Here is a 19966-nt window from a genome sequence, read left to right as displayed (position 1 = left end):
TGTTACGCATATCTGCCCTTTAGTTCAACAGGCTGCCGAAGCCGGCAGCCTGTTGTTATTGTGCTATCGTCTCCCTTTAGTATAACAATGCATCATCTCTGCAGTCCCCGAAAGAGTTAATGCACAATGAGGACTGGGCAACTTGATAGCTGTGAAACCTTGTGGCTGACACTTCCAAGCATCATTTCTTTTATGCCACTTAGCCCACGGCTCCCAATAATAATGAGTTGCTGCTCGGTATCCCCTGCATATTTTAATATTTCATGTGCAGGATCTCCCTTAAGATGAACTGTTTCCGGGTTAATCCCCGCAGATTTTAACTTAGATTTGGCTTGTTGCAGCTGTTCCAAACTCGCTTTCTCCATTTCGTTCAATATTTCTTCCAAGAATTTCTCTGGTACATATGTCATGCCATTCGACACATATTCTTGGCTGACATTAACCAATGTAACTTGAGTTTGTTTGTTTCGGGCTATCTCAATGGTTGCATCGAGTAGTTTGTTCGTTATTTCAGCTTTATCAATGGTCATAATTTTGTCAAACATATTTATCATCCTTTCCGTGGCAGCTCGTAACTATTTCGGCTACCTACAAAACGGTTTCTTGCTGCTCCTATACCGACTAAAAAGAGCAAGACCGCAGCGCCAAGCAGAATGAAAAGTGGCAGGTTCCAACTATTTGTCGCATCATGCAGATATCCTATAAGAGCAGGACCGACTGCGGCAAAAAGATATCCGATCGATTGCGCCATGCCAGATAGTTTCGCTGCTTGATGCGCATTTTCAGTACGTAACCCGAAAAACATCATGGACAAACTAAAGGCGAAGCCTCCACCAATTCCGAGCATGATGATCCACAACAGAATCATATTGGAGCTTCCGTAAAGAAGTCCAATCGTTCCCGTCAAAAGCAAAATGGTTGTAATGACCACTAACAACCGTTGGCTAGACATGCGCCCAGCAATAACGGGGACAATAAAGGCAAATGGAAGCATAGCTAACTGCATGATCGAGAGGTACCATCCTGATTGGTTTGGATCAATTCCTTGCTGCTTTAAAATTTCAGGCAACCATGCGATCAAAACATAGAAAACCATGGACTGTATACCCATAAACAAGGTTACTTCCCAGGCAATGAGGGATTGCCAAACATTCACATCGTTGCTGGCCATTTGTTGACTCGTCGTGGTTGTTTGCTTTGTTTGATTTCTTAATTGGGGTAACCAACAGAGGATTGATACAAAGCTTAGAATCCCCCATATTCCCAATGCTCCCTGCCATTTTAGACCTGCGTTTACGGCTAGAGGCACACTGATTCCCGATGCGATTGCTCCACATAAACTCATTGAAATGGAGTAAACACCTGTCATGGAGCCAATTTTATTTGGGAAATCCCTTTTGATTATACTTGGCAATAATACATTACATACGGCAATTGCGAATCCAAGAATTGCTGTCCCAATAAACAGTTTAGCTGCGCCAGTTAAAGAACGTATTACAATACCTACAGTCAGAAAGAGTAAGGCGATCATTATGATACGTTCAACCCCATACCTTTGTCCTAATTTTGGTACTAGAGGCGATAATAAAGCAAATGCAAGCAAGGGTACCGTTGTGATCAGGCCTGCTAATGTATTTGAAATATGAACGTCATCCCTTATCAGACTCACTAAAGGACTAACTGATGTTAAGGGAGTACGTAAATTAGCTGCAATAACAATAATGCCGAGAATGATCAGCCCTATAGAGGATGGTATGGCTTTATTATTTTGTTTGTTCGGCATTCTTAATTTCTCCTTCCTGAATTCTTACGTATTATTTACTTCCTTCTGATTGAAAAAAAAAACGATACATCCGCGCGAATAAATAAAGTATATTATAATATACTTTATTTATCAATAATTACTTTATAATATACTTTCATTCATCTAAAAACAAAAATACAACTCTGAAATTCCCGTCATGGAATTCAGAGTTGTATTTAATAAGTGGAGTTTTCGACTTTAGAAATCGTACTTTAAGGATATATGGAGCACTGTTTCGCTATCCGTATGATTGGTATAAGAATGAGGACAATCTGCACGAAAACTGATAGTATCATATTGATTCAATGTGTAAATCTCTCCATTGACTTGAATTTCAATGGAACCAGTCATGACTGTCGCAATTTCAGTTGTATTGACATGATGACCTTCAGGCTGATACGAGCTATTTGGCTGTAAGTAAGCCCGACACATTTCAATATCGTTACTTTTAAAGATTGGTTCAATGATCCAATTTTTTTGATCATTAGAAAACCGCAGTCCTTCACCTGCTCGATACAAACTAGCAGAGTCTTCTGATTTGAATAAAGCCAATAGCGGTAAAGATATACCTTTTGAAATTTTCCATATAATCGCCAAAGTTGGATTTGTCTCGCCACGTTCGATATTCCCCAGAGTAAGTTTGCTTACGCCCGTTAGTTCCGATAAGTCGTCTAAGCTCATGCTTTTTTCTTTTCTGTACTTTTTCAAGGCAACACCGATTTGTAATACAATTTCTTTTGATTCATTGATTTCATCCATTAGATTCACCTCAACAAAAAACAGTTATAGCTAGTATATTATTTATTTAAATTCTTTTCCATACGAGTAGTATTTGATGGTGGACTACACTCCTATGAAAAAATAATCTACCCGTTTAGTTTAATGAAACTTCGTCAGTCTAATACTTTATTTTTCAGTCTTAGTCTTAAAAATAACGACGATATAATTCTCTCCTACGCTCACCGCGTAGTTGAGCGTAAATCTGAGTTGTAGATGCTTTCTCATGTCCAAGCATCCCCTGAATAAATTCTAACGGTGCACCGTTATCTAACAATTGACAGGCATAAGTATGACGGAATCGGTGTGGATATACATTCGCAGTGATATCACATCGTTTAGCTAACTTTTTCAAAGACCAACGTATCGTAGGAATCGTCAATCGACGAATAGGATTCGTTTCGGTGACAAACAATGCTTTACAAGTATCATTTCTGTTCTCCAGGTACCTCTTAAGCCAAACCTTACACTCCGTAGTAAAATAAACCTCTCTTTGTTTTGATCCTTTACCATTCACAATAGCAGAGCAGTTCTCCCAGTTGATGTCTTCGAGGTTTATTTTCTGTACTTCTCCAACACGACATCCTGTGCAATATAGAAACTCTAATAAAGCATGCTCTCGATGAGAGTGACATGAAATCTTAAGATGAATTACATCCTCCTCAATTAGAAATTTTGGAATTCGTTTGTCCATCTTTGGTTCTCTCAACTTAACAGAAGGATTCCGCGAGAGATGTCCTTCTTCAAATGCTAAACGAAAAAGGGAACGTACAAATCGAATACGATGGCCTAAACTACTAGGTTTTGGTCTCTCTGATACCTTAGCCAAATAGTCTTTAAGTAAGATTAGAGTTATTTCCTCTAGTTCAAGATCACCAAGTTCAAGAACTAACATCTTTAATTGTAGAGAGTATGCTTTCATTGTGTGTGAACTAAAACCTAAAATACGTTTATCAGCTTCATACAGCATCCACAGATCCCCTAATTTCATATTAAAAACCCTCCCAAGTTTTGTTATCTCTAGTTTTGCTAGAAATAGGAGGCTTTAATCCTATGTTTCAATATTAAGCACTCGAATAGTGATTATCTATCTGCACAGGAATTGGAGACTCTTAATAATGTACGTTAAATAATTTCGGCTTACCCCAAAAATATGATCCTCATGTATTCTAAACAATGAAAAGTAGATTCAAGATTTACTGACGAAACTCTATTAATTAAGACAGAATAAAAAGACTGCACTCACCTAAGGAATAGGTGATTGTAGTCTTTTGGGTTGCCTGCAAATATCATCAAATTAGTATCTAAAGTTTCCTGTAGAACCTGAAACTTGTTGTTCTGCTATTTGTACTAACCGCTTAGTTATGTTGCCACCAATCGAGCCAGCATCGCGTGTAGCGAGGTTTCCATTGTATGCCTGAAGCTGAATCCCTAACTCTTGAGCGACTTCATACTTTAGTTGATCCATTGCTGCTTTCGCTTGAGGAACTGCTAATGTGTTGTTAGCCATGATGTTATTCACTCCTTATCTTGATGTGTTATTACACCTTGGAGTTTAGTGAATATTATACATGCGTTAAGCATTTTGACCTTTTCATTATTTGAAGAAATGCATCAAGATCCTCTTGGGCTAAAACTTCAGGGGAAGCTTGTTGCTTTTGTAATATTAATTCATTATTTTCTTCCCTAAGCCTAATGTTTTCTTGAAGCAACTCATCATACTTTTGCATTTGGTCATTGGCTATTCTTATGATCTTTTGCAAAGCTTCATTATAAGAAATAGACTGTTCAACTGGAATATCCGCGGATAAACTAACACTAGATATAGTAACTACTTGCCAGTAGACATTTCTTCTCCCCCATCCCGAGGTGGGGGTTGTTTGATATTCATTTTTTTCTTGATAGCCAGTTTTTCGCATACGATATGCAAAAGTTGCGACTATGTCATCATCATTCTTCTTAGTAATGCCCGAAACCCGCGTTGCTAGCTATCCTGCCTAGGCCACTTCCATGCAGTAAAGATAATTAGTAACGTAATTACCGTAACGAAGAAGGCCATTTCCATGCATACCAGATAATTAGACAAAGAAGAGCGACTTCTACAACAGCGCCAAACACCATGTGCACCCAAGCCTCTCCTGTCAAATTAAACAATGTATAGGGAATATACACCGCGGCAATAATGATATTTGCCCAGCGACTTACTTTTGCCGGCAGGGCAACAGAAAGGAAAATCATAAGAGCTGGAATTGTTACCGAAATCAGTGCTATCAATAGAAAGACATATGAAATGTCAAATATAAATATTTTTCCTGCCAGAATACCTTCTATTTTGCCCGGCATATATAAGGCGAAATAATCAACATAAATATAGAGAAACATAAAACTCGCCCACAGCGTAGCAATCTTCAGTTTCGAACTGACTTTGATGTCTTCCAGTGCATTTTGTGCTTTATTTTGTGTATTCATATTAATCTCTCCTTTAAGGTTATATGGTTTCTCTTGCCTACAACCTTAGTCTAAATGAGAAGTATAAACACCCTCGAAAGCAATTCTAAAAATTTTCTAAAATATAACATTTTGAGGGTTCATGGGTTTTGCCGCTCATCAACAAGTCCATCCACATCCATTGGTGGTTTTCCACTCACCTCAAAAGCAGCCAATTGTGTGCTGCCAGTCCTAATATGAGATAATACTACTTCGGCTAATAATTGATCATGCTCGTCATTCCAGGAGTCCTCACGTTTTTTATCACCCAACTCTAGTCACCTCTTTCTACTACTATTTATTAGAATTCTTACCTGTAATATTAAATTTATTCAAAGTTATTGCATAAAAGACCCTCCAGCACCTGAAAAACAATCTAGCAGCTCAAATACGCTCACCTTTCTAAGATTCCAAATATGGAGGGGAAATAACTATATGTCTTTCAGTAAATATGGTGCATTATGTACAGAGGTATATGACCACACAAAGAAAATTGGTGATTCTTTTGGTGGGGATGTAGAGTATCATCGAGATCAGTTAAAACATACAAAGGGACGCATTCTTGAAGCAATGGTTGGTTCTGGAAGAATATTAATTCCATTACTGGAATCTGGTCTTGTAATAGACGGTGTTGACTATTCTCCCGAAATGTTAGCTTCTTGTCGTAAACGTTGTGACGAACGAGGATTAAACACAACCTTATATGAGTCGGATTTACAGGTGCTTTCTTTACCACACAAATATGAAGCAATAATTATTCCTGGTGGGTCATTTTTACTCATAGAACAACGAGAAGAAAGGAATTTTTGAAAGGTTATTGATATAATAGAAAGGTGGGAGATTTTTGATAGAAACAAAACGTCTTATAATTAGAGAAATGGTGCAGTCCGATTATGATGAATTGTGCGGAATATTGTGTGATGAGGAAGTAATGCGTGCTGCTTATGAAAGTGCATTCAACTTAGAAGAAGCACAAAATTGGCTTAACAGACATCTTAAAAGATATGAAGAGTATGGTTTTGGACTTTGGGCTGTTGTATTAAAAGAAACAAACGAAATGATTGGTCAATGTGGCTTGACAATGCAAGGCTGGAGAGAAAAAGAAATTTTGGAAATAGGATTTTTGTTTCAAAAAGCGTATTGGCACAAAGGTTACGCAACAGAAGCGGCAATTGCTTGCAAGGAATACGCTTTCTCAGTTCTTAATGCAAATAGGGTTTATTCTATTATTAGGGACACAAATATAGCCTCTCAAAAAGTTGCTGTTCGAAACGGTATGAATATTATTGATAAAGATACTAAGAATTTTAGGAATATAGATATGGAATTTTTTCTGTATTCTGTAGAGAGAACAAAATGAGCATAATACAAAGTAAAAAACAATTGATAATGTAATATGCCTTTAAATGCTATTATGAAAGTCAAATTGATAAATTCCAAGTTGTAGAGATAATTTTGATTCTCTATCGTTTTCAATTGCGAATATAAAAGGAGGGAAAATTACATCCCTCCTTTAAGCATATCCATATACCAATATTATTATCTAACAGAGCTTAATTGATATAAAGAGTATCAGCACTTAAACTATAAAGTTTTGGTATAAGATTTAGTATATATACTAAATCTTAAGCCCTTTATTCTAAAGGGCTCAAGCTTATTCAGTATATATATTTCTTATAATAAGATATCAGCAACTCCTCTTTTTTTATTTAAGTAACTGGCAGCATAGCTTATAAAAACAATACTTAAGTCCACTCCAATGTGATATTATTTTCTAATGTCTATTTATTTAGCGGGGGTAATTATTATGGGAATTGATGAAGCCATCACGGTTACGATTATATTGAAACGATTAGTGTTGCCAGTCTAAGGCATACAGATATTCATCAGGTTCAGTACTAATTTAAGGCATGCAACGCACTTTCTCTCTAAATCGTCTATGTCGTCATCCGTATAACTAGTCAATTTATAAGTAATATATGGCGATGGTAAACTAAAGGAAGTCCAATCACTACTATGAACACTTGGTTTAAAATTGAAATGTTCATAAAATTTATCCCATACTAGCCGATAAAGTTCATTTGATAAAGGAACCCAATTGTCCATTAGTACACCTCGGATATACTCGTCATTTTAATCCCAGATCAATACTAACATATTTTGTGCAACTTTAATGGGTCTATTTTCCACGCTCTTCTGCCCTTTAGCTTAATAACAAAAAGAGACCCACAGCAACGGGCTGTGGGTCTAAGTTTATATTTTAAAGGGGGTCGGTTTTTATTATAACCTTTAATGATTAATACCAGATGAAAATAAGATTTCAATCGTGTAACATTTACTCAACTCTCGTTTCCGTTAGTTAAACAAACTACACCTTAGCTACCCACTCACTTTTACCAAGCTTGTAATAATTGTATCTCTCGTTATCTAACTCGATAACGCCTTGAAAAATAAACCCACATTTTTGTATCACTCTATTTGACGGTACGTTACGTATAAGAGCAATAGCATTAAGCATCTCAACGTTCGTATTCTCAAATAAATACTTGGTTAACCCTTCTGTAGCTTGCGTGGTATAACCTTTGCCTCTATGATCATTTGAGATTGCAAACATAATTTCTCGGTTTGGTGTCGGCAATTCCTCTTTAATTCCTGTACAGCACCAACCGATAAATTCTCCCGATTCTTTTAATATGATTCCCAAACGAAGACGAAGTTCACCTATGTCCCCACCTTCGAATACGGTATTTAGAAACTGTTTGTTACCAGGTATTTCATAATTGATTAACCAATCTTTCCGCTGTTCTTTAGATACGTTCCAACCCGGCAAGTATTTATGTATTTCAGGTTGCCATGTTAAAGCATGAAATTGATCCAGATCATCAATTATGTACTCTCTAAGGTAGACATCCTTACAATCAATAGTAAAGATATTTTGTTCGCTCAACGTCTTCACTCCATCACTGGTATTTGTATCCATTTGACTAATAAGCAGCCGATCGTATGGCCTGCTGTCTTCCTGCTTTTATTGATTCAACTAACGTTCGCCGTTAGCTTAATCATCAATTAACTATAAATGTACAAGTCAAAATCCACGTCTGCATTTATTGAATAGGCAAAGCTAATGAACCTATGATGTAAATACATCGCAGGTTTTTCATTATTTTCAATTTTTATTACCACCATAAACTTAAACGATACATTGTACTCATCCCGGATTTTGTTAAGTTCAACTACCTTACTTTCCAGTGCATCTAAGAGGTAATACAACTGGTCATTAATATCATAGGACTCTTGATAGTCTGAGCTAAGTTCCCAGGACGATTCTTTTCTATAATGGATGATTGAACTAATCAGATTATCATTCTTAGGTCCAACTATAACATCACCTATGCTATACGATTCGGATGGTTCGATACCAAGCAATTGCGTAACTTCATTTACAGGAAAACTGTCTCCGAAAATGCTGAAATAAGCCATGACAGTGGTTTTATCCATTATCAGTCACCCCAGTCTAATCATGACTTTCTGTAGTTGTATCTAAAACTCAACAAAATTTATCCGTTAGCGTAGCCATTCTATTCAATATCTATAGAAATAAACTCAGTAACTTTTTTTGGAAAATCATCAGGAAACGAACCACAAATTAAATCTTTTGTTATTACCTGATATAAGAACTCACTCATCGAAACAGGGTAAGAAAAGTATTCAGATGACCTTGACGTGTAGACGATTATTTCCCATGTATCAGGTTCTCCGACAGTTAGCCAATACAATTCGTCACCATTATCAGTGTAACCCCATGGTAAGATTCCACAATTTGAAGGGAAAACCTCATGTTTAAAGTACATTGGGAAGTTCAGTTTAGATTGCAGGTATGCATCAGATAATTCTTTTTTCTTTTTCAAAAAATTAATGTTTTCATCCTTAACAAAGGGATTTAATATCCACAGAAAGCTGTCAATGCCTCCTGTTCCATAATTAATAACAAATTGTTTGTAATCAGAGGGAAGATTTGTTCCAATTGTATTAATGAAGTTTCCCCATTGAAATTCATCCCCACTGTTGTATGGCGAATTAGGGGGAGGAAGTACCTCAATTATTTTATTCAACTCAATGCCCCCTACATTCAACCTTTTAATATTAGGTATTTCTACTAAAACGAAATGAATCCTCTTTTTGAACTATCCTGCCCGTTACTTCAATTAAAACGACAGGCTCGGTGAGATGAATTTCTTTGCACGCAAAGTCTCTGGTTCACCCGGTGCTGAATTACGTATAGGTATGATGGACAGACATATCAGGTTCTACTGGTAATCGGTTTCTATCAACTACATCACTTGTTGTGGAGCAACTGTAAGCACAGAAATAGTGCATACATCAAACAAAGGGGGCAGCTCCGAAGTCATGGGTATGACTTCGGAGCTGCCCCCTTTTTAGTTTGACTCTAGCATCCAAACCCCAATCAACCTTCCCAGCCCCTCCTTCAACTGCACTTCATTCACAAAAGAATAGCACAACCGTATCCATGACTTCTGCTCTCCTGAAGGATCGAAGATCGTCCCAGGGACAAAGGAGACAGACTGTCCAATACTTTTCTCAAATAGAGCTTCTACAGAGACCCCCTCTGAAAGCTTCACCCATAAGTTCAACCCGCCTTGCGGACTGACCCATTCCCAACCGGTGGCGGACAATGCGTCTTCCATTATATTTTTTCGGATGTGCAGAGCTGTTCGGAGCTTCTCAATATGCTGCTGCAACCTCACCGATGTAAAGTAATGTAGAAAGATCTTTTGGTTCAGCAACGGAGTTCCATTGTCGGACAGTGATTTGGCTGTTATCAGATGCTCCATCATGGACCGCCTACTGGCAACAGCGCAGATGCGGAGACCCGGGGCTACATATTTACTAAAACTGCGAATATACACGACCCAGCCTTCCGTATCATAGGTGAAAATTGGCGGCGGAGGCTGCTGATCAAAATACATATCATGAAAGGCATCATCCTCTACCAGCAGACATCGATATCGTTCAGCCAGTTCCACAAGCTGCTTTCGTTGATGAGAGGGAACGGTGTAACCCGTTGGATTATGAAAAGTAGGATTCAGGTAGAAGAAACGCGGCTTATACTTCATCATTAGTGCTTCTACATGCGCAAGATCATAGCCGTCTGGACGAATATCTATGGGTAAAAGACGCGCCCCCTGGTGACGAAAAATATCAATAGCCGCGCTGTAGGTAGGTCGCTCCACAAGCACTGCATCCATAGGTCGGATAAGAATTCTTGAGATCAAATCAATGGCCTGCTGAGCACCCGAGGTTATTAACAGCTCGTCCGCAGAAACTTGAATGCGATGCCGCTGCAGCATATAGTCCGCAAGAGCTTCCCGCAGCTCTTCATCTCCTTGCACGGTGGAGTAGGTACCCATCAGCTTGGGGTATATATCAAACACCTTTTTCACATATTCGGATAAAAAAAGATTAGGCAGCAGATTCGGATCAATAAGCGCCTGAGAAAATTGGTAAACAACCGGAATCCTATGGATTTCGGATAGATGGTTTCTCAATAAACTTGAGGTAACTATGGTTGTGTCCTCGAAAGGCTCCAACATCGTGCTGCTTGGATGTACATAATAGCCGGATTTATCTTTGACAACTACCTTACCATCCTGTTTTAACAGCTGATAAGCCTTGAAAACCGTCAATCGATGGACCTGCAACTCCTCAGCCAGCACCCGGATGGAGGGCAGCTTATCATGCTCCTTCCACTCTCCGCGGCCTATCCGATTCAGGATATAATCATACACCTGCTTAAAAAGAAGATTCGAATCTTCCTTCACAGTTAAAGCTTTTTTCATGTCTGCTTCACCTCCACACTCTTATTTTACACTATATTCTCTCCATCTGTTCTATGGTAACTTATCTGTTCTGTCCCCTCCCCTATATGATGATTAACAAGAGAGGGATGATATTGCATGATTATTGTTAACTACGTACTAGTTTGCTTGATATTTGGTACGACCTTTTTGGGTATCAAAATTGGCGTGGATGCCGGAGCGCCCCCTTTTTTCTCGGCGGGACTGCGTTTTTTTGTAGCGGGTTTGATTCTTTTTACATGGATGGTATGGAAAAAGAAAGCGAAAGCGTCTCTCCTGCTGCGCAAGGAGCATTTGTTAACAGGGATAGGCTTAACTTTCGGAACCTTCTCAGCGCTCTATTGGGCTGAGCAATATGTAGAGTCAGGAGTTGCAGCTGTCTTATCAGGCACAGCACCGATTATGATATTGCTGATACAATCGATACTTCTTCGCCAAAAGGCAAATATGAGGTCAATCTATGGCTGCATGGTAGGCCTCGCAGGGGTCATTATTTTATTGCTGCCCAGTCTATCGGTTAAGGCGAATTTGTTATGGGTGATGGGGGCGGTTATCATTTTAATCGGAGAAATCTTCTACGCATCCGGTACCCTGTATTCCAAACAAGTGATCCCGCGGTTTCCGAATATTTCGCCTATAGCACTCAATGCAGCTCAGATGATGTTTGGAGGTCTCCTGATGCTCCTTCTGTCACTGTTCACCGAGAATGTGAATCTCCAGACTATGCTTACACTAAAAACTAGCGGTTCACTGCTTTATCTAATCGTGATTGGTTCCATGGTGGGACACAGTCTTTACTATTGGCTCGTTGCTACAACGAATCCTGTATTCCCATCCACCTGGCTCTACATCTCCCCGTTGATCGCGTTGGGCGTAGGCGTGTTGTTTTATGAAGAGCAGATTTCATGGTTAACGGTACTTGGGGGCATTACAATCATTGCGGGAACGGTACTAGTGAATGTGGATGCTTTGAGGCAATGGCTTGCTCAAGCTCAATTCAGACGACTACAACGATTTATAGGAACATTGGGGAATACAGCTCAGAAAAAAAGGAGCCATTAGGCTCCTCAGACTTTATACGATTAGAATAACAACGATTCCAACTCGACAATTATTAATCATTTTATCAAATTCCACTTCCTTCTATATTCATATCTAACGAATATGGTTCGTTCTTGTATTTTCACTCAGAACTTTATTGACGTTATCTAGCTCTTGATAAATAAACAGCATTAATTGAAATAATTCGCGAAGTGTTCAAACTATCCTGCCATTTAGCTCAACGAGGCTGCCGTTTCATCCGGCAGCCTCGTTTTTGTGATTGTTAAAATCTCGTTCGATCTGTCGGTGCTTCCGTTCCTGCAACGGCTGCCATATTGACATTTGGCGGGGACTTACTATCAAGTAAAAAGATTTCTCTATCTAAGGTCAATTGTTTCTTCCCAATTGAACCCGCTGTAACGTTTCACGACAGTAGTTGCCTTTAATGTAAGTTTGTCAGGCAACTGATCCATCCCCGACCATAGCAGCGTCTGCTTAAAATGTCTCTTGCCCTCGCGCAACTCATCATCGATACTTCCGCCGACTTGATATTCCTTGCCCCGCTCATCGATAATAACCAAAAAAAGATAATATTGTATCTCTTCCGGCACAATGCAACTCAATTGGATCACATGGAACAGGAGACCTTTTTGAGTTTCTTTACTGATAGATTCAATCACAAAAGAGCTACCGTCCGCTTCAAATCTCATCGGTTGTCCATTCCACGTCTTCAAGTCCAAGTCAATCCGCACATCACTCGGTTCATCCGTCTGAATGGCATCGAGCACAAATTTTACTCGGTCGAGGTCGTTGATGGGAAGGAATCCGGCGCCATTTTGCCCGTTGACGCTGACCATGCCAGTCAGATCAGGATATAATCCAACAATCCGTCCATCTCCCGCAATCAAACGGTATTCAATCTGTTGTCTGCTCTTATTCTGGCTTTTATCTTTTTCATTGTGGAAAATCCGTTCGGGAGCCTCATCGTTCCACTCTGACCGGATCTTGGTTACAAAAGAACTCGGATGGAGTATAAGCTCATCCAACATGACCTTTATTCCTTGCGGTGATACGAACTGCTTGTTTTAAGGCAATGGCTTTAGATTCACCCCGAAAACCTCTACCAGTGCCCACACTTTTCGACCACTGCGAACCGGCCGCTCTATAAACCGCTGCCGCCGCCCCAAAACAAGCAATAAAAAAAGAGTCACCCGTGTTCCCAAGCCTCGGACTGTGATTCCCTCGGTGATAGTAGACTTTTGATTTTGTGATTTGTTCAATAGCAATTACGTATTTAGAAATGAGTTCATTTGGTTACATCATCGTGATTGTACTTATGAGGATCATAGTTGAAATTGCTATCACTACTCATGAGAGATACAGCAAAGTTGCAACCAACCGGCACACTGGGATCCCATTAATGTAGTTTTTCTTCTTCAAATGGCTTTGACACATTGATTTCTATACGATCTTCAACATATGTCCATCCCCGCGGGAACCCTTATAAAGATTGCTTCTTTCAAAATCGTATCTGGTGAGTACGAAAGATTGATAGTTGCATCTTCCTTTTTAACGTTATAAATGTATTGTCGATATTTAGTTGCAAATGTCTAAATGATCTTTGGTGATCGTATATGTTAAATATTCCTCCTGAGGGCATTCTATAATAAAAATGGATGGGGAGGAACAATGTTGGAACAGAAATACGTTAGAGAGACTAGATGCTTCAAAACTTCAAGAGTGTTTCCGCTGGATGTCAATAACCACAACACGATGTTCGGCGGTAAGCTCATGTCCCTGATCGACGATATCGCATCTATTACGGCTTCTAAATTATGTCGGGTGACGGCAGTGACGGCTTCCACGGACTCCGTCGATTTTCTGAAACCGATCCGTCCGACGGATTATGTATCCTTGGAATCCTTCGTCACTTGGACGGGCAAAACATCCATAGAAGTTTTCGTCAAAGTTATTACGGAAGATTTGCGCACTGGAAAAAGGGATATAGCTGCAACTTCGTTTTTAACCTTCGTTGGACTTGATGAATGCAACAATCCAATCCCTGTACCCCGAATCCTGCCAGAAACCGAAGAGGAACGAAAACTATACGAGACTGCAAGCCACCGCGCGGAAATGCGTAAAACCAGAAGAGAAGCAAGTAAAAATTTCGCTCACTATTTGGTCACAAAGTATCCGTGGGAATGAACATATCTAGGAAAGGGGAAAAAAAATGACTAGTTTTCAAACAACTGTTCATGAAATGAATGACTGCTCCTACATCATAAAAAATGCATTATCCATGGAACTGAGAGTAGATAATTCGAAAGTGGATCACATCGTGGAAATCATGGAGGATCTAGGCTTTAAGGGTAAAAACTCATGGGCCTCCATGCAATTATCCGACCATACTGTAATTGAGTTTTGGAAAAAAGAGCTTATTAAATCCTGAGTTCTCCGATAATAACGGCACTGGTCAGGGACCATAACTTGACTTCATAGCGTTGTAATTCTGTATCTTTGAGCTGTAGTAAATCGGGAATCAATATAAAAGATCAAATTCGGCGGCTGCAGTTGGCGAATAAACCTACATCTGAACGCGGTTGCCCAACTTCGAAAGACCTCAATAAAGTTTTATCTCATCGAAAGTTGGATTTATGCTATTTTCTCGCACGATATCCAGACTGGACTCGCATATGATAAGGGTATACTTGCAGTAGAGGAATATAAAGGAGAAATTTTAATGTCTGAGGTCGTTCTTAGCTAGCAATTTCATAGTGAAATCTGTTTTGCTTGGCGTACGCGAGTGAACCGTTCAATTGGAATGGTTTGTTTTGTCGTGCTCTACTGGCAGGTTGCATGTGATGCTGTTAAGAACATCAGTTTCTCCCTAAGCGGACTGGAAACGATTGTGGTTTCCAGTCCGCTTTTTTTGTACCCAAAAGGAGGCATTCATTTGAAACTTTGTCGCGTGTCCGCAAAAAGATAAACATACTCGACGACCGCATTCGCAAGAAACTCGACACGGCATTGTCCAAATACCTCAGTTATTTACAGGAAAGCATCGTCTCGACGAGAGGAGGCCGGTACGTGTTGCCCGTGAAGAAGGAATATCGCAATCAAGGTGGCGGTGCCGCGCTGGATGAGACGGCAAGCGTTCAGACTGTATTTATTGTGCCGGCTGGTATCGCTCGACCTGCATGTCAAACAATTGCACCTGCAGGCCGAGGAGGAAACAACGATAGTCAGCGATCTTACAGATCTGGTTGAGGACAATAAGCATGAAATTTTAATCAATTTGAAAACGATCGGCCATTACGAGTTTTATATTTGCAAAGGCTAAATACGCGAGAATAATCGAGGGCAAACTTGGGGTAACTGCGGCTGGGTAGGACTTGAAAAGATAAAGCCTTAGTCTAGTGCCGTTTGATTGAACTAACGTTCTGCGTTAGTTTAACGAACAAAGGTATTTATCGTGGTATTAGAATTCTGTTTCGAATAAATACATAAGTCATTAGTATTGCTGCAAGTAAAATAAACATTGGAATTATCGCAAGAAGACCTATACTTCCCATGTTTGGTTGCCACAAAGAAACAAGAGGTAAACTCAGAAGCAGACTAATGTACATAAAAATTGCCTTTTGAGTAACTGATGAGATTATTGAAAGTAAGCCCGCAGGAATCAATATTGCCGCAAGTCCTCCTATGTCTGACCCATTTTCAATTCTAATGACAATAAACAAGACAATTGTAATAGCCGAAGCAAGAAATCCAAGATAAGAAGCAAATTTATCAATAGGTATTTTACTCATCACTCAAAACCCCTTTCTTTACAATAATACCCATATATAATACACGTTTATCCGTATATTTGTTGCTGGAACACACCTAATAGTTAAACCTAAACAGCTTGCTACCACCAAGCTCTACCGCCCGTTACTTCAATGGAATCAAAAAAGAGCTACTTTAAAGCAGCTCCTGGAGTAATATCGTTCACCGTTAATTCAACGTTTCTTTACAAATTCAAAGCGATTAAATGAATGGTGCTTTCATTTCGGTATAAGCCACTCTACCTTCTGGATATATGGATGCAAGATGCTTCTTAAGTTTGGCATATTCTATTCTAATACTTTCTCTGGATGACTTTTGAGGTAATGGAACCCATGAAATTTTTAGGAATCCTTTGACAGGTCCTCTTTAACGGCGATTAGTGATGCCACAAATGAAGCATACATGCTTTATTCCTTTTACGTACTTAACGTTGTCATAGTATATGCATTTCATTGTCTCGTTCGCCTCCGAGGCTACTATGCCCGGTGGTTAATTGTGTACATTCATGTCTCCTAATTATGGCAAAGACAAAATGCGCGTTTGAATATTGAAACTTAATAAGGATTTAAAGTAGAAAAGAGCCGTACGACAAAATTCGCACGACTCCGTTCAAACTTATTTGTTATCGTATCCACCTTGCCAATTACCGCCGTGATGCTGAGCCGAATGAGGCATTCCCTGCCATCCGCTATGTTGACCATGTTGCATCCCAGGATGATACGTAGGAGTTAGATGGGGATGATGAACTGGATGAATAATTACATGATGGAAGTGGTGATGGTGGTGATGTTGTGGATGGGGATGATGGGGATGATGGGGATGATGGGGATGATGTGGATGTGATTGTGGATGGTGTTGTTGTGGTTGATGATGGCTTTGATTATAACTCATTGGGCAATCTCCTCCAAATTTTGATACACCAACCTATGTAGAAATGCATTAATTAGATGCTTGACTTTTATTATTTGGGCTTAATAAAACTGCTATTTTGGGATATACGGGTTGAGGGAAATCGCGAAGCAAATATCCACTTCTGAAAGTGGTTAAGGTGATGATTTTATCTCTATTTTCCAAGGAGGCGTTAATCGAATTTAAGTAATAAATTTACTTTCGTGTAGATATACGTTACTCAAAAAGAAAAAGGAGCTGTATACAACGAGCTCCTTCGCTATAGTAATGCGACGAAAAGGCAGGAAAAGAGCAGCAATTGTTGTGGCCCATGCCAGCCCTCAATAGTTGTTGATACACTTCGCCGTTTGAGAACAGCTCGTGGTGGGTGCCTGTTTCCGAGAGAGCGCCTTGATCCATTACAAAGATAATGTCAGCATTCTCGATTGTTGAGAGACGGTGGGCAATCATTATGGTCGTCAACCCTTTCCTTCTCTCTTCAAGCGGCAAGCAGATATCGTTTTGTCTCCAAATCAAGCGCCGAGGTCGCTTCGTCGAACACCAATATATCGAAATTCAAATAATACAAAAAGAATGTCAGTCGGGTAGAAGTTGAAAGAGCAATTCGACTAAAGGAAACAATTTATTATTTTGAATTCCATCATAACTGATTACTTTAACATCCTCTGGAGTACGTAAGGAGATGAAACCATTTTCAATACAATAGATCATGATGCGGATATTGTAACGAAAATAAAAATACCAATCGCCGTTAGAGACGATTGGTCATAATCCTAAACATCTATTCCATCCTGCCATGTTAACAAAAAACTATTTACCTCTTCAAACGAAGGCAAAGCAGGAATAGCGCCATGCCGAGTCGTTGTTAGTGCCGCCGTCGCATTGGCGAAAGACAAGATTTTCATCTTTTGTTCATTAGAAACATCACTTATCTTCAAATTCTCTTTGCTTAACTGAAATAGCACAGCCCCAATAAAAGAATCTCCTGCCCCGGTCGTATCAACCGCCCGAATCCGATGTCCTGTAACCGGAATGCGTTCGGTTTTCGTATACCATACTGCGCCATCAGCACCCCGCGTATAAATAACATGCTCTACATCTCCAACGAATAAGGAGGAGATCGCTTCTTCTACGTCATCAATTCCCGTAATAAACGATAACTCTTCATCACTAATTTTGATCAGATGACTCAAAGGAATAAAGTATTGTATCGTTTTTCTGCATTCTTCTTTATCATTCCATAACGGAAGTCGCACATTCGGATCAAAGCTGACAATTCCTCCGTTTTGTTTAACAGTCTGTATGGCCTTTAAGTGCGCATATTTCACCGGAGCTTCGATTAAATCAACGGAACAGAAATGCAGAATGTCCCCCTCAGTAAACCATTGCTCTCCGATATCTTCTTGTGCGAGCAGCATATCAGCGCTCGGGTTTCTGTAGAAAGAAAAATCCCTGTTTCCGTCAGCTTTCAAACTAACGAAGGCCAACGCCGTATTCGCTTCAGCGGTTCTAAACACGTATCGAGTCTCAACCCCGACTGATTCCATCGTTTCGATTAGAGAGTCGCCGAACGCATCAAGTCCAAGCTTTCCGATAAATGCGCTCTTTGCGCCGAGCTTAGCAACCGTACAGGCCACATTGGCCGGAGCACCGCCCGCCGCTTTCTGAAAGCCACTTACATGTTTCAGTTCAATGCCGGTTTCCAGCGGAATAAAATCAATGAGTGCTTCTCCTATTGTATAAACAGTTCCCATCTGGCGCTCCTCCTTAAAGAATATCCCATTTGCGAAATGAAACGACACGGCACTTTCCGCGAGCATATATATGAATGCCATTCGACTCTGGTCCTGGATAAATGCGTCCGGTCATGACCTTCTCCCCATCCTGGATAAAGACTTCCACTGAAGAACGATCTACAAAGATTCGGAGCATCAACTGATTATCTCTAAGATCAACCTTGGTTATTCGCTCACCTTTGGGACCAATCCCAGACCGTTCACGGTTAAACCGTAGCAAGCTATCTTGGAGCCTGTATGAAATGAGCGTGTGTTCCTCTTCGTACGCCCGAAGCATCAAACCAAACTCTTCCGCTTCCGCCGCATCAAATACGACTTCCAGCTCGTAGCTGTCACCATAGCAATCCAAATTCCGTTTCCCGTTAAGTTCAAAGTCCAGCAACTCATAAAGCTTTGAACGATATGCTTTTATTTCTTCCACCGGTACATATATGATTTTATCATTGACGATTCTCATCTCTCGCGGCAGTGTCATCGCTCCTGCCCAATTGTGTCCTTGCTGCGTTGGAATTTCCGTCTCCCAGGTATCCATCCAGGCAACTACGATGCGTCGCCCCTTATTGTCAACACATGTTTGAGGTGCATAAAAGTCAAAGCCATAATCCATCGGTTCATAATTGTTGTAATCAAAAATTCCATTTTCTGTATCTAAACGACCCAACATGGAAACCGTTGAATGTAAATTATGATAATCGTATCCTTGAGAAGGCATGCGCTGCGGTGACATCACCAGAACATCCCGGTCACTCAATTGGAACAAATCCGGACATTCCCAATTATCTCCCATACTCCCGTCGCTTCTCGCTATATCATTAACGAAAGTCCAATGCTGTAAATCTTCGGATCGGTATAACAAAATGACACCGTTTCCGCTTCCGTCATTTGAACCGAGCACTACGTAGTACTTTCCGTCCCGTTCAAACACCTTCGGATCCCGGAAATCCTTCTGGCTAGCTCCGGTTGGAATAAGAGAAGCAGGTATAACCGGATTCTGAGCGATTTTCTCAAAATTCACACCATCTTCGGACTGAGCAATGCTTTGCGTTTGAACGTAATCGATGTCCTTGTTCGGGCCAGTCATCATGTGCCCTGTATACATCAACACTAATTTCCCATCTTTTTCTACAGCGCTTCCCGAAAAACACCCATCCTTGTCATATTCCTGATCGGGAGCTAAAGCGACAGGCAGATAAGACCATTTAATCAAATCGTTGCTGATCGCATGGCCCCAGTGCATCGGGCCCCAATAAGGTTTATACGGGTAATGCTGGTAAAATAAGTGGAAATTTTCCTTATATTGAATAAACCCGTTTGGATCGTTCATCCAGCCATATTCACTCATTAGATGAAACTGGAGACGATAATCAGTACAAAGATGTTGCTTATTTTCTCGAATAAAATGATCGGCTCTTGCTGTTGTATAGTTGTTCACGAGGCACCCTTCCGAA

Annotated in this window: 22 protein-coding genes and 1 pseudogene; 6 read left to right on the top strand and 17 right to left on the bottom strand. The window is 40.1% G+C overall.

Annotated features, from left to right (window positions below; translation table 11 throughout):
* Positions 1–116: 116 nt before the first annotated feature.
* The 8 genes from ACSQ8P_RS11200 to ACSQ8P_RS11165 all read right to left on the bottom strand — a co-directional run bounded on the left by ACSQ8P_RS11200 (position 117) and on the right by ACSQ8P_RS11165 (position 5340).
* Positions 117–530 (bottom strand): universal stress protein, encoded by a 414-nt coding sequence (locus ACSQ8P_RS11200; RefSeq protein ID WP_436235237.1) that lies wholly within the window; start codon positions 528–530, stop codon positions 117–119.
* A 20-nt stretch (positions 531–550) separates the two neighbouring features.
* Positions 551–1783 carry a CynX/NimT family MFS transporter gene (locus tag ACSQ8P_RS11195; RefSeq protein ID WP_436235236.1) on the bottom strand — a complete coding sequence of 411 codons (1233 nt, stop codon included), beginning with the start codon at positions 1781–1783 and terminating at the stop codon, positions 551–553.
* A gap of 219 nt (positions 1784–2002) precedes the next feature.
* Positions 2003–2563, bottom strand: a complete 561-nt coding sequence (locus ACSQ8P_RS11190; RefSeq protein ID WP_171689533.1) for a helix-turn-helix domain-containing protein — start codon at positions 2561–2563, stop codon at positions 2003–2005.
* Between the two features lie 166 nt (positions 2564–2729).
* Positions 2730–3572, bottom strand: a complete 843-nt coding sequence (locus ACSQ8P_RS11185) for a tyrosine-type recombinase/integrase (RefSeq protein ID WP_436235235.1) — start codon at positions 3570–3572, stop codon at positions 2730–2732.
* Positions 3573–3878: 306 nt separating this feature from the next.
* On the bottom strand, positions 3879–4091 hold the full coding sequence (locus ACSQ8P_RS11180; RefSeq protein WP_436235234.1) for a small, acid-soluble spore protein, alpha/beta type: 213 nt from the start codon (positions 4089–4091) through the stop codon (positions 3879–3881).
* Positions 4092–4146: 55 nt separating this feature from the next.
* The gene (locus tag ACSQ8P_RS11175) at positions 4147–4500 is read right to left on the bottom strand and encodes a hypothetical protein (RefSeq protein WP_436235233.1); all 354 of its coding nucleotides are present in this window, start codon (positions 4498–4500) and stop codon (positions 4147–4149) included.
* Between the two features lie 118 nt (positions 4501–4618).
* The gene (locus tag ACSQ8P_RS11170) at positions 4619–5050 is read right to left on the bottom strand and encodes a DUF6326 family protein (protein ID WP_171688075.1); all 432 of its coding nucleotides are present in this window, start codon (positions 5048–5050) and stop codon (positions 4619–4621) included.
* 119 nt (positions 5051–5169) lie between these two features.
* Positions 5170–5340 (bottom strand): hypothetical protein, encoded by a 171-nt coding sequence (locus ACSQ8P_RS11165; protein WP_171688074.1) that lies wholly within the window; start codon positions 5338–5340, stop codon positions 5170–5172.
* 163 nt (positions 5341–5503) lie between these two features.
* On the opposite strand from ACSQ8P_RS11165, the pseudogene ACSQ8P_RS11160 reads away from it, so the two are divergent.
* Positions 5504–5860, top strand: a pseudogene (locus ACSQ8P_RS11160) (class I SAM-dependent methyltransferase); the annotation flags it as partial.
* Between the two features lie 52 nt (positions 5861–5912).
* Positions 5913–6428, top strand: a complete 516-nt coding sequence (locus ACSQ8P_RS11155) for a GNAT family N-acetyltransferase (RefSeq protein ID WP_436235232.1) — start codon at positions 5913–5915, stop codon at positions 6426–6428.
* A 506-nt stretch (positions 6429–6934) separates the two neighbouring features.
* Here the strand turns inward: ACSQ8P_RS11155 and ACSQ8P_RS11150 are convergent.
* The 5 genes from ACSQ8P_RS11150 to ACSQ8P_RS11130 form a co-directional block, all read right to left on the bottom strand.
* Positions 6935–7174, bottom strand: a complete 240-nt coding sequence (locus ACSQ8P_RS11150) for a DUF2716 domain-containing protein (RefSeq protein WP_436235231.1) — start codon at positions 7172–7174, stop codon at positions 6935–6937.
* 262 nt (positions 7175–7436) lie between these two features.
* Positions 7437–8048: a GNAT family N-acetyltransferase gene (locus ACSQ8P_RS11145; RefSeq protein ID WP_436235230.1), complete on the bottom strand. Its 612-nt coding sequence runs from the start codon at positions 8046–8048 to the stop codon at positions 7437–7439.
* Positions 8049–8134: 86 nt separating this feature from the next.
* Entirely contained in the window at positions 8135–8548 is a 414-nt protein-coding gene (locus tag ACSQ8P_RS11140) for a DUF4279 domain-containing protein (protein WP_436239502.1), read from the bottom strand.
* 98 nt (positions 8549–8646) lie between these two features.
* A complete protein-coding gene (locus ACSQ8P_RS11135; protein WP_436235229.1) occupies positions 8647–9180 on the bottom strand; it encodes an SMI1/KNR4 family protein in 534 nt (177 codons plus the stop codon).
* Between the two features lie 324 nt (positions 9181–9504).
* Positions 9505–10926 (bottom strand): PLP-dependent aminotransferase family protein, encoded by a 1422-nt coding sequence (locus tag ACSQ8P_RS11130; protein WP_436235228.1) that lies wholly within the window; start codon positions 10924–10926, stop codon positions 9505–9507.
* A gap of 117 nt (positions 10927–11043) precedes the next feature.
* On the opposite strand from ACSQ8P_RS11130, the gene ACSQ8P_RS11125 reads away from it, so the two are divergent.
* The gene (locus ACSQ8P_RS11125; RefSeq protein WP_436235227.1) at positions 11044–12006 is read left to right on the top strand and encodes a DMT family transporter; all 963 of its coding nucleotides are present in this window, start codon (positions 11044–11046) and stop codon (positions 12004–12006) included.
* A 356-nt stretch (positions 12007–12362) separates the two neighbouring features.
* Here ACSQ8P_RS11125 and ACSQ8P_RS11120 read toward each other — a convergent pair whose 3' ends face one another.
* Positions 12363–13034: a hypothetical protein gene (locus ACSQ8P_RS11120; protein WP_436235226.1), complete on the bottom strand. Its 672-nt coding sequence runs from the start codon at positions 13032–13034 to the stop codon at positions 12363–12365.
* Positions 13035–13677: 643 nt separating this feature from the next.
* On the opposite strand from ACSQ8P_RS11120, the gene ACSQ8P_RS11115 reads away from it, so the two are divergent.
* The 3 genes from ACSQ8P_RS11115 (at position 13678) to ACSQ8P_RS11105 (ending at position 15252) form a co-directional block, all read left to right on the top strand.
* On the top strand, positions 13678–14190 hold the full coding sequence (locus tag ACSQ8P_RS11115; protein ID WP_028554763.1) for an acyl-CoA thioesterase: 513 nt from the start codon (positions 13678–13680) through the stop codon (positions 14188–14190).
* Between the two features lie 25 nt (positions 14191–14215).
* Positions 14216–14434, top strand: a complete 219-nt coding sequence (locus tag ACSQ8P_RS11110) for a hypothetical protein (protein WP_436235225.1) — start codon at positions 14216–14218, stop codon at positions 14432–14434.
* 638 nt (positions 14435–15072) lie between these two features.
* On the top strand, positions 15073–15252 hold the full coding sequence (locus tag ACSQ8P_RS11105; RefSeq protein WP_436235224.1) for a hypothetical protein: 180 nt from the start codon (positions 15073–15075) through the stop codon (positions 15250–15252).
* A 200-nt stretch (positions 15253–15452) separates the two neighbouring features.
* Here the strand turns inward: ACSQ8P_RS11105 and ACSQ8P_RS11100 are convergent, their stop codons facing one another.
* The 3 genes from ACSQ8P_RS11100 to ACSQ8P_RS11090 form a co-directional block, all read right to left on the bottom strand.
* Complete coding sequence (locus ACSQ8P_RS11100; RefSeq protein ID WP_436235223.1) at positions 15453–15794, bottom strand: hypothetical protein; 342 nt, start codon at positions 15792–15794, stop codon at positions 15453–15455.
* Positions 15795–17495: 1701 nt separating this feature from the next.
* Positions 17496–18476, bottom strand: a complete 981-nt coding sequence (locus tag ACSQ8P_RS11095) for a carbohydrate kinase family protein (protein ID WP_436235222.1) — start codon at positions 18474–18476, stop codon at positions 17496–17498.
* A gap of 13 nt (positions 18477–18489) precedes the next feature.
* On the bottom strand, positions 18490–19950 hold the full coding sequence (locus ACSQ8P_RS11090) for a glycoside hydrolase family 32 protein (protein ID WP_436235221.1): 1461 nt from the start codon (positions 19948–19950) through the stop codon (positions 18490–18492).
* Positions 19951–19966: the final 16 nt, after the last annotated feature.

The sequence above is a fragment of the Paenibacillus sp. LjRoot153 genome, from assembly GCF_964253085.1.
In the GTDB taxonomy this organism is placed as follows: Bacteria; Bacillota; Bacilli; order Paenibacillales; family NBRC-103111; genus Paenibacillus_E.
Note: the sequence above shows the minus strand (reverse complement) of the source record. Positions and strands in the feature narration are given on the sequence as shown.

What these genes read in the sequence shown, in the direction of transcription:
- ACSQ8P_RS11195 (WP_436235236.1), bottom strand. Translation starts at nt 1,783, where the DNA reads ATGCCGAACAAACAAAATAATAAAGCCATACCATCCTCTATAGGGCTG.
- ACSQ8P_RS11180 (WP_436235234.1), bottom strand. Translation starts at nt 4,091, where the DNA reads ATGGCTAACAACACATTAGCAGTTCCTCAAGCGAAAGCAGCAATGGAT.
- ACSQ8P_RS11095 (WP_436235222.1), bottom strand. Translation starts at nt 18,476, where the DNA reads ATGGGAACTGTTTATACAATAGGAGAAGCACTCATTGATTTTATTCCG.
- ACSQ8P_RS11190 (WP_171689533.1), bottom strand. Translation starts at nt 2,563, where the DNA reads ATGGATGAAATCAATGAATCAAAAGAAATTGTATTACAAATCGGTGTT.
- ACSQ8P_RS11145 (WP_436235230.1), bottom strand. Translation starts at nt 8,048, where the DNA reads ATGGATACAAATACCAGTGATGGAGTGAAGACGTTGAGCGAACAAAAT.
- ACSQ8P_RS11175 (WP_436235233.1), bottom strand. Translation starts at nt 4,500, where the DNA reads ATGCGAAAAACTGGCTATCAAGAAAAAAATGAATATCAAACAACCCCC.
- ACSQ8P_RS11125 (WP_436235227.1), top strand. Translation starts at nt 11,044, where the DNA reads ATGATTATTGTTAACTACGTACTAGTTTGCTTGATATTTGGTACGACC.
- ACSQ8P_RS11140 (WP_436239502.1), bottom strand. Translation starts at nt 8,548, where the DNA reads ATGGCTTATTTCAGCATTTTCGGAGACAGTTTTCCTGTAAATGAAGTT.
- ACSQ8P_RS11200 (WP_436235237.1), bottom strand. Translation starts at nt 530, where the DNA reads ATGACCATTGATAAAGCTGAAATAACGAACAAACTACTCGATGCAACC.
- ACSQ8P_RS11150 (WP_436235231.1), bottom strand. Translation starts at nt 7,174, where the DNA reads ATGGACAATTGGGTTCCTTTATCAAATGAACTTTATCGGCTAGTATGG.
- ACSQ8P_RS11100 (WP_436235223.1), bottom strand. Translation starts at nt 15,794, where the DNA reads ATGAGTAAAATACCTATTGATAAATTTGCTTCTTATCTTGGATTTCTT.
- ACSQ8P_RS11130 (WP_436235228.1), bottom strand. Translation starts at nt 10,926, where the DNA reads ATGAAAAAAGCTTTAACTGTGAAGGAAGATTCGAATCTTCTTTTTAAG.
- ACSQ8P_RS11185 (WP_436235235.1), bottom strand. Translation starts at nt 3,572, where the DNA reads ATGAAATTAGGGGATCTGTGGATGCTGTATGAAGCTGATAAACGTATT.
- ACSQ8P_RS11120 (WP_436235226.1), bottom strand. Translation starts at nt 13,034, where the DNA reads ATGTTGGATGAGCTTATACTCCATCCGAGTTCTTTTGTAACCAAGATC.
- ACSQ8P_RS11110 (WP_436235225.1), top strand. Translation starts at nt 14,216, where the DNA reads ATGACTAGTTTTCAAACAACTGTTCATGAAATGAATGACTGCTCCTAC.
- ACSQ8P_RS11170 (WP_171688075.1), bottom strand. Translation starts at nt 5,050, where the DNA reads ATGAATACACAAAATAAAGCACAAAATGCACTGGAAGACATCAAAGTC.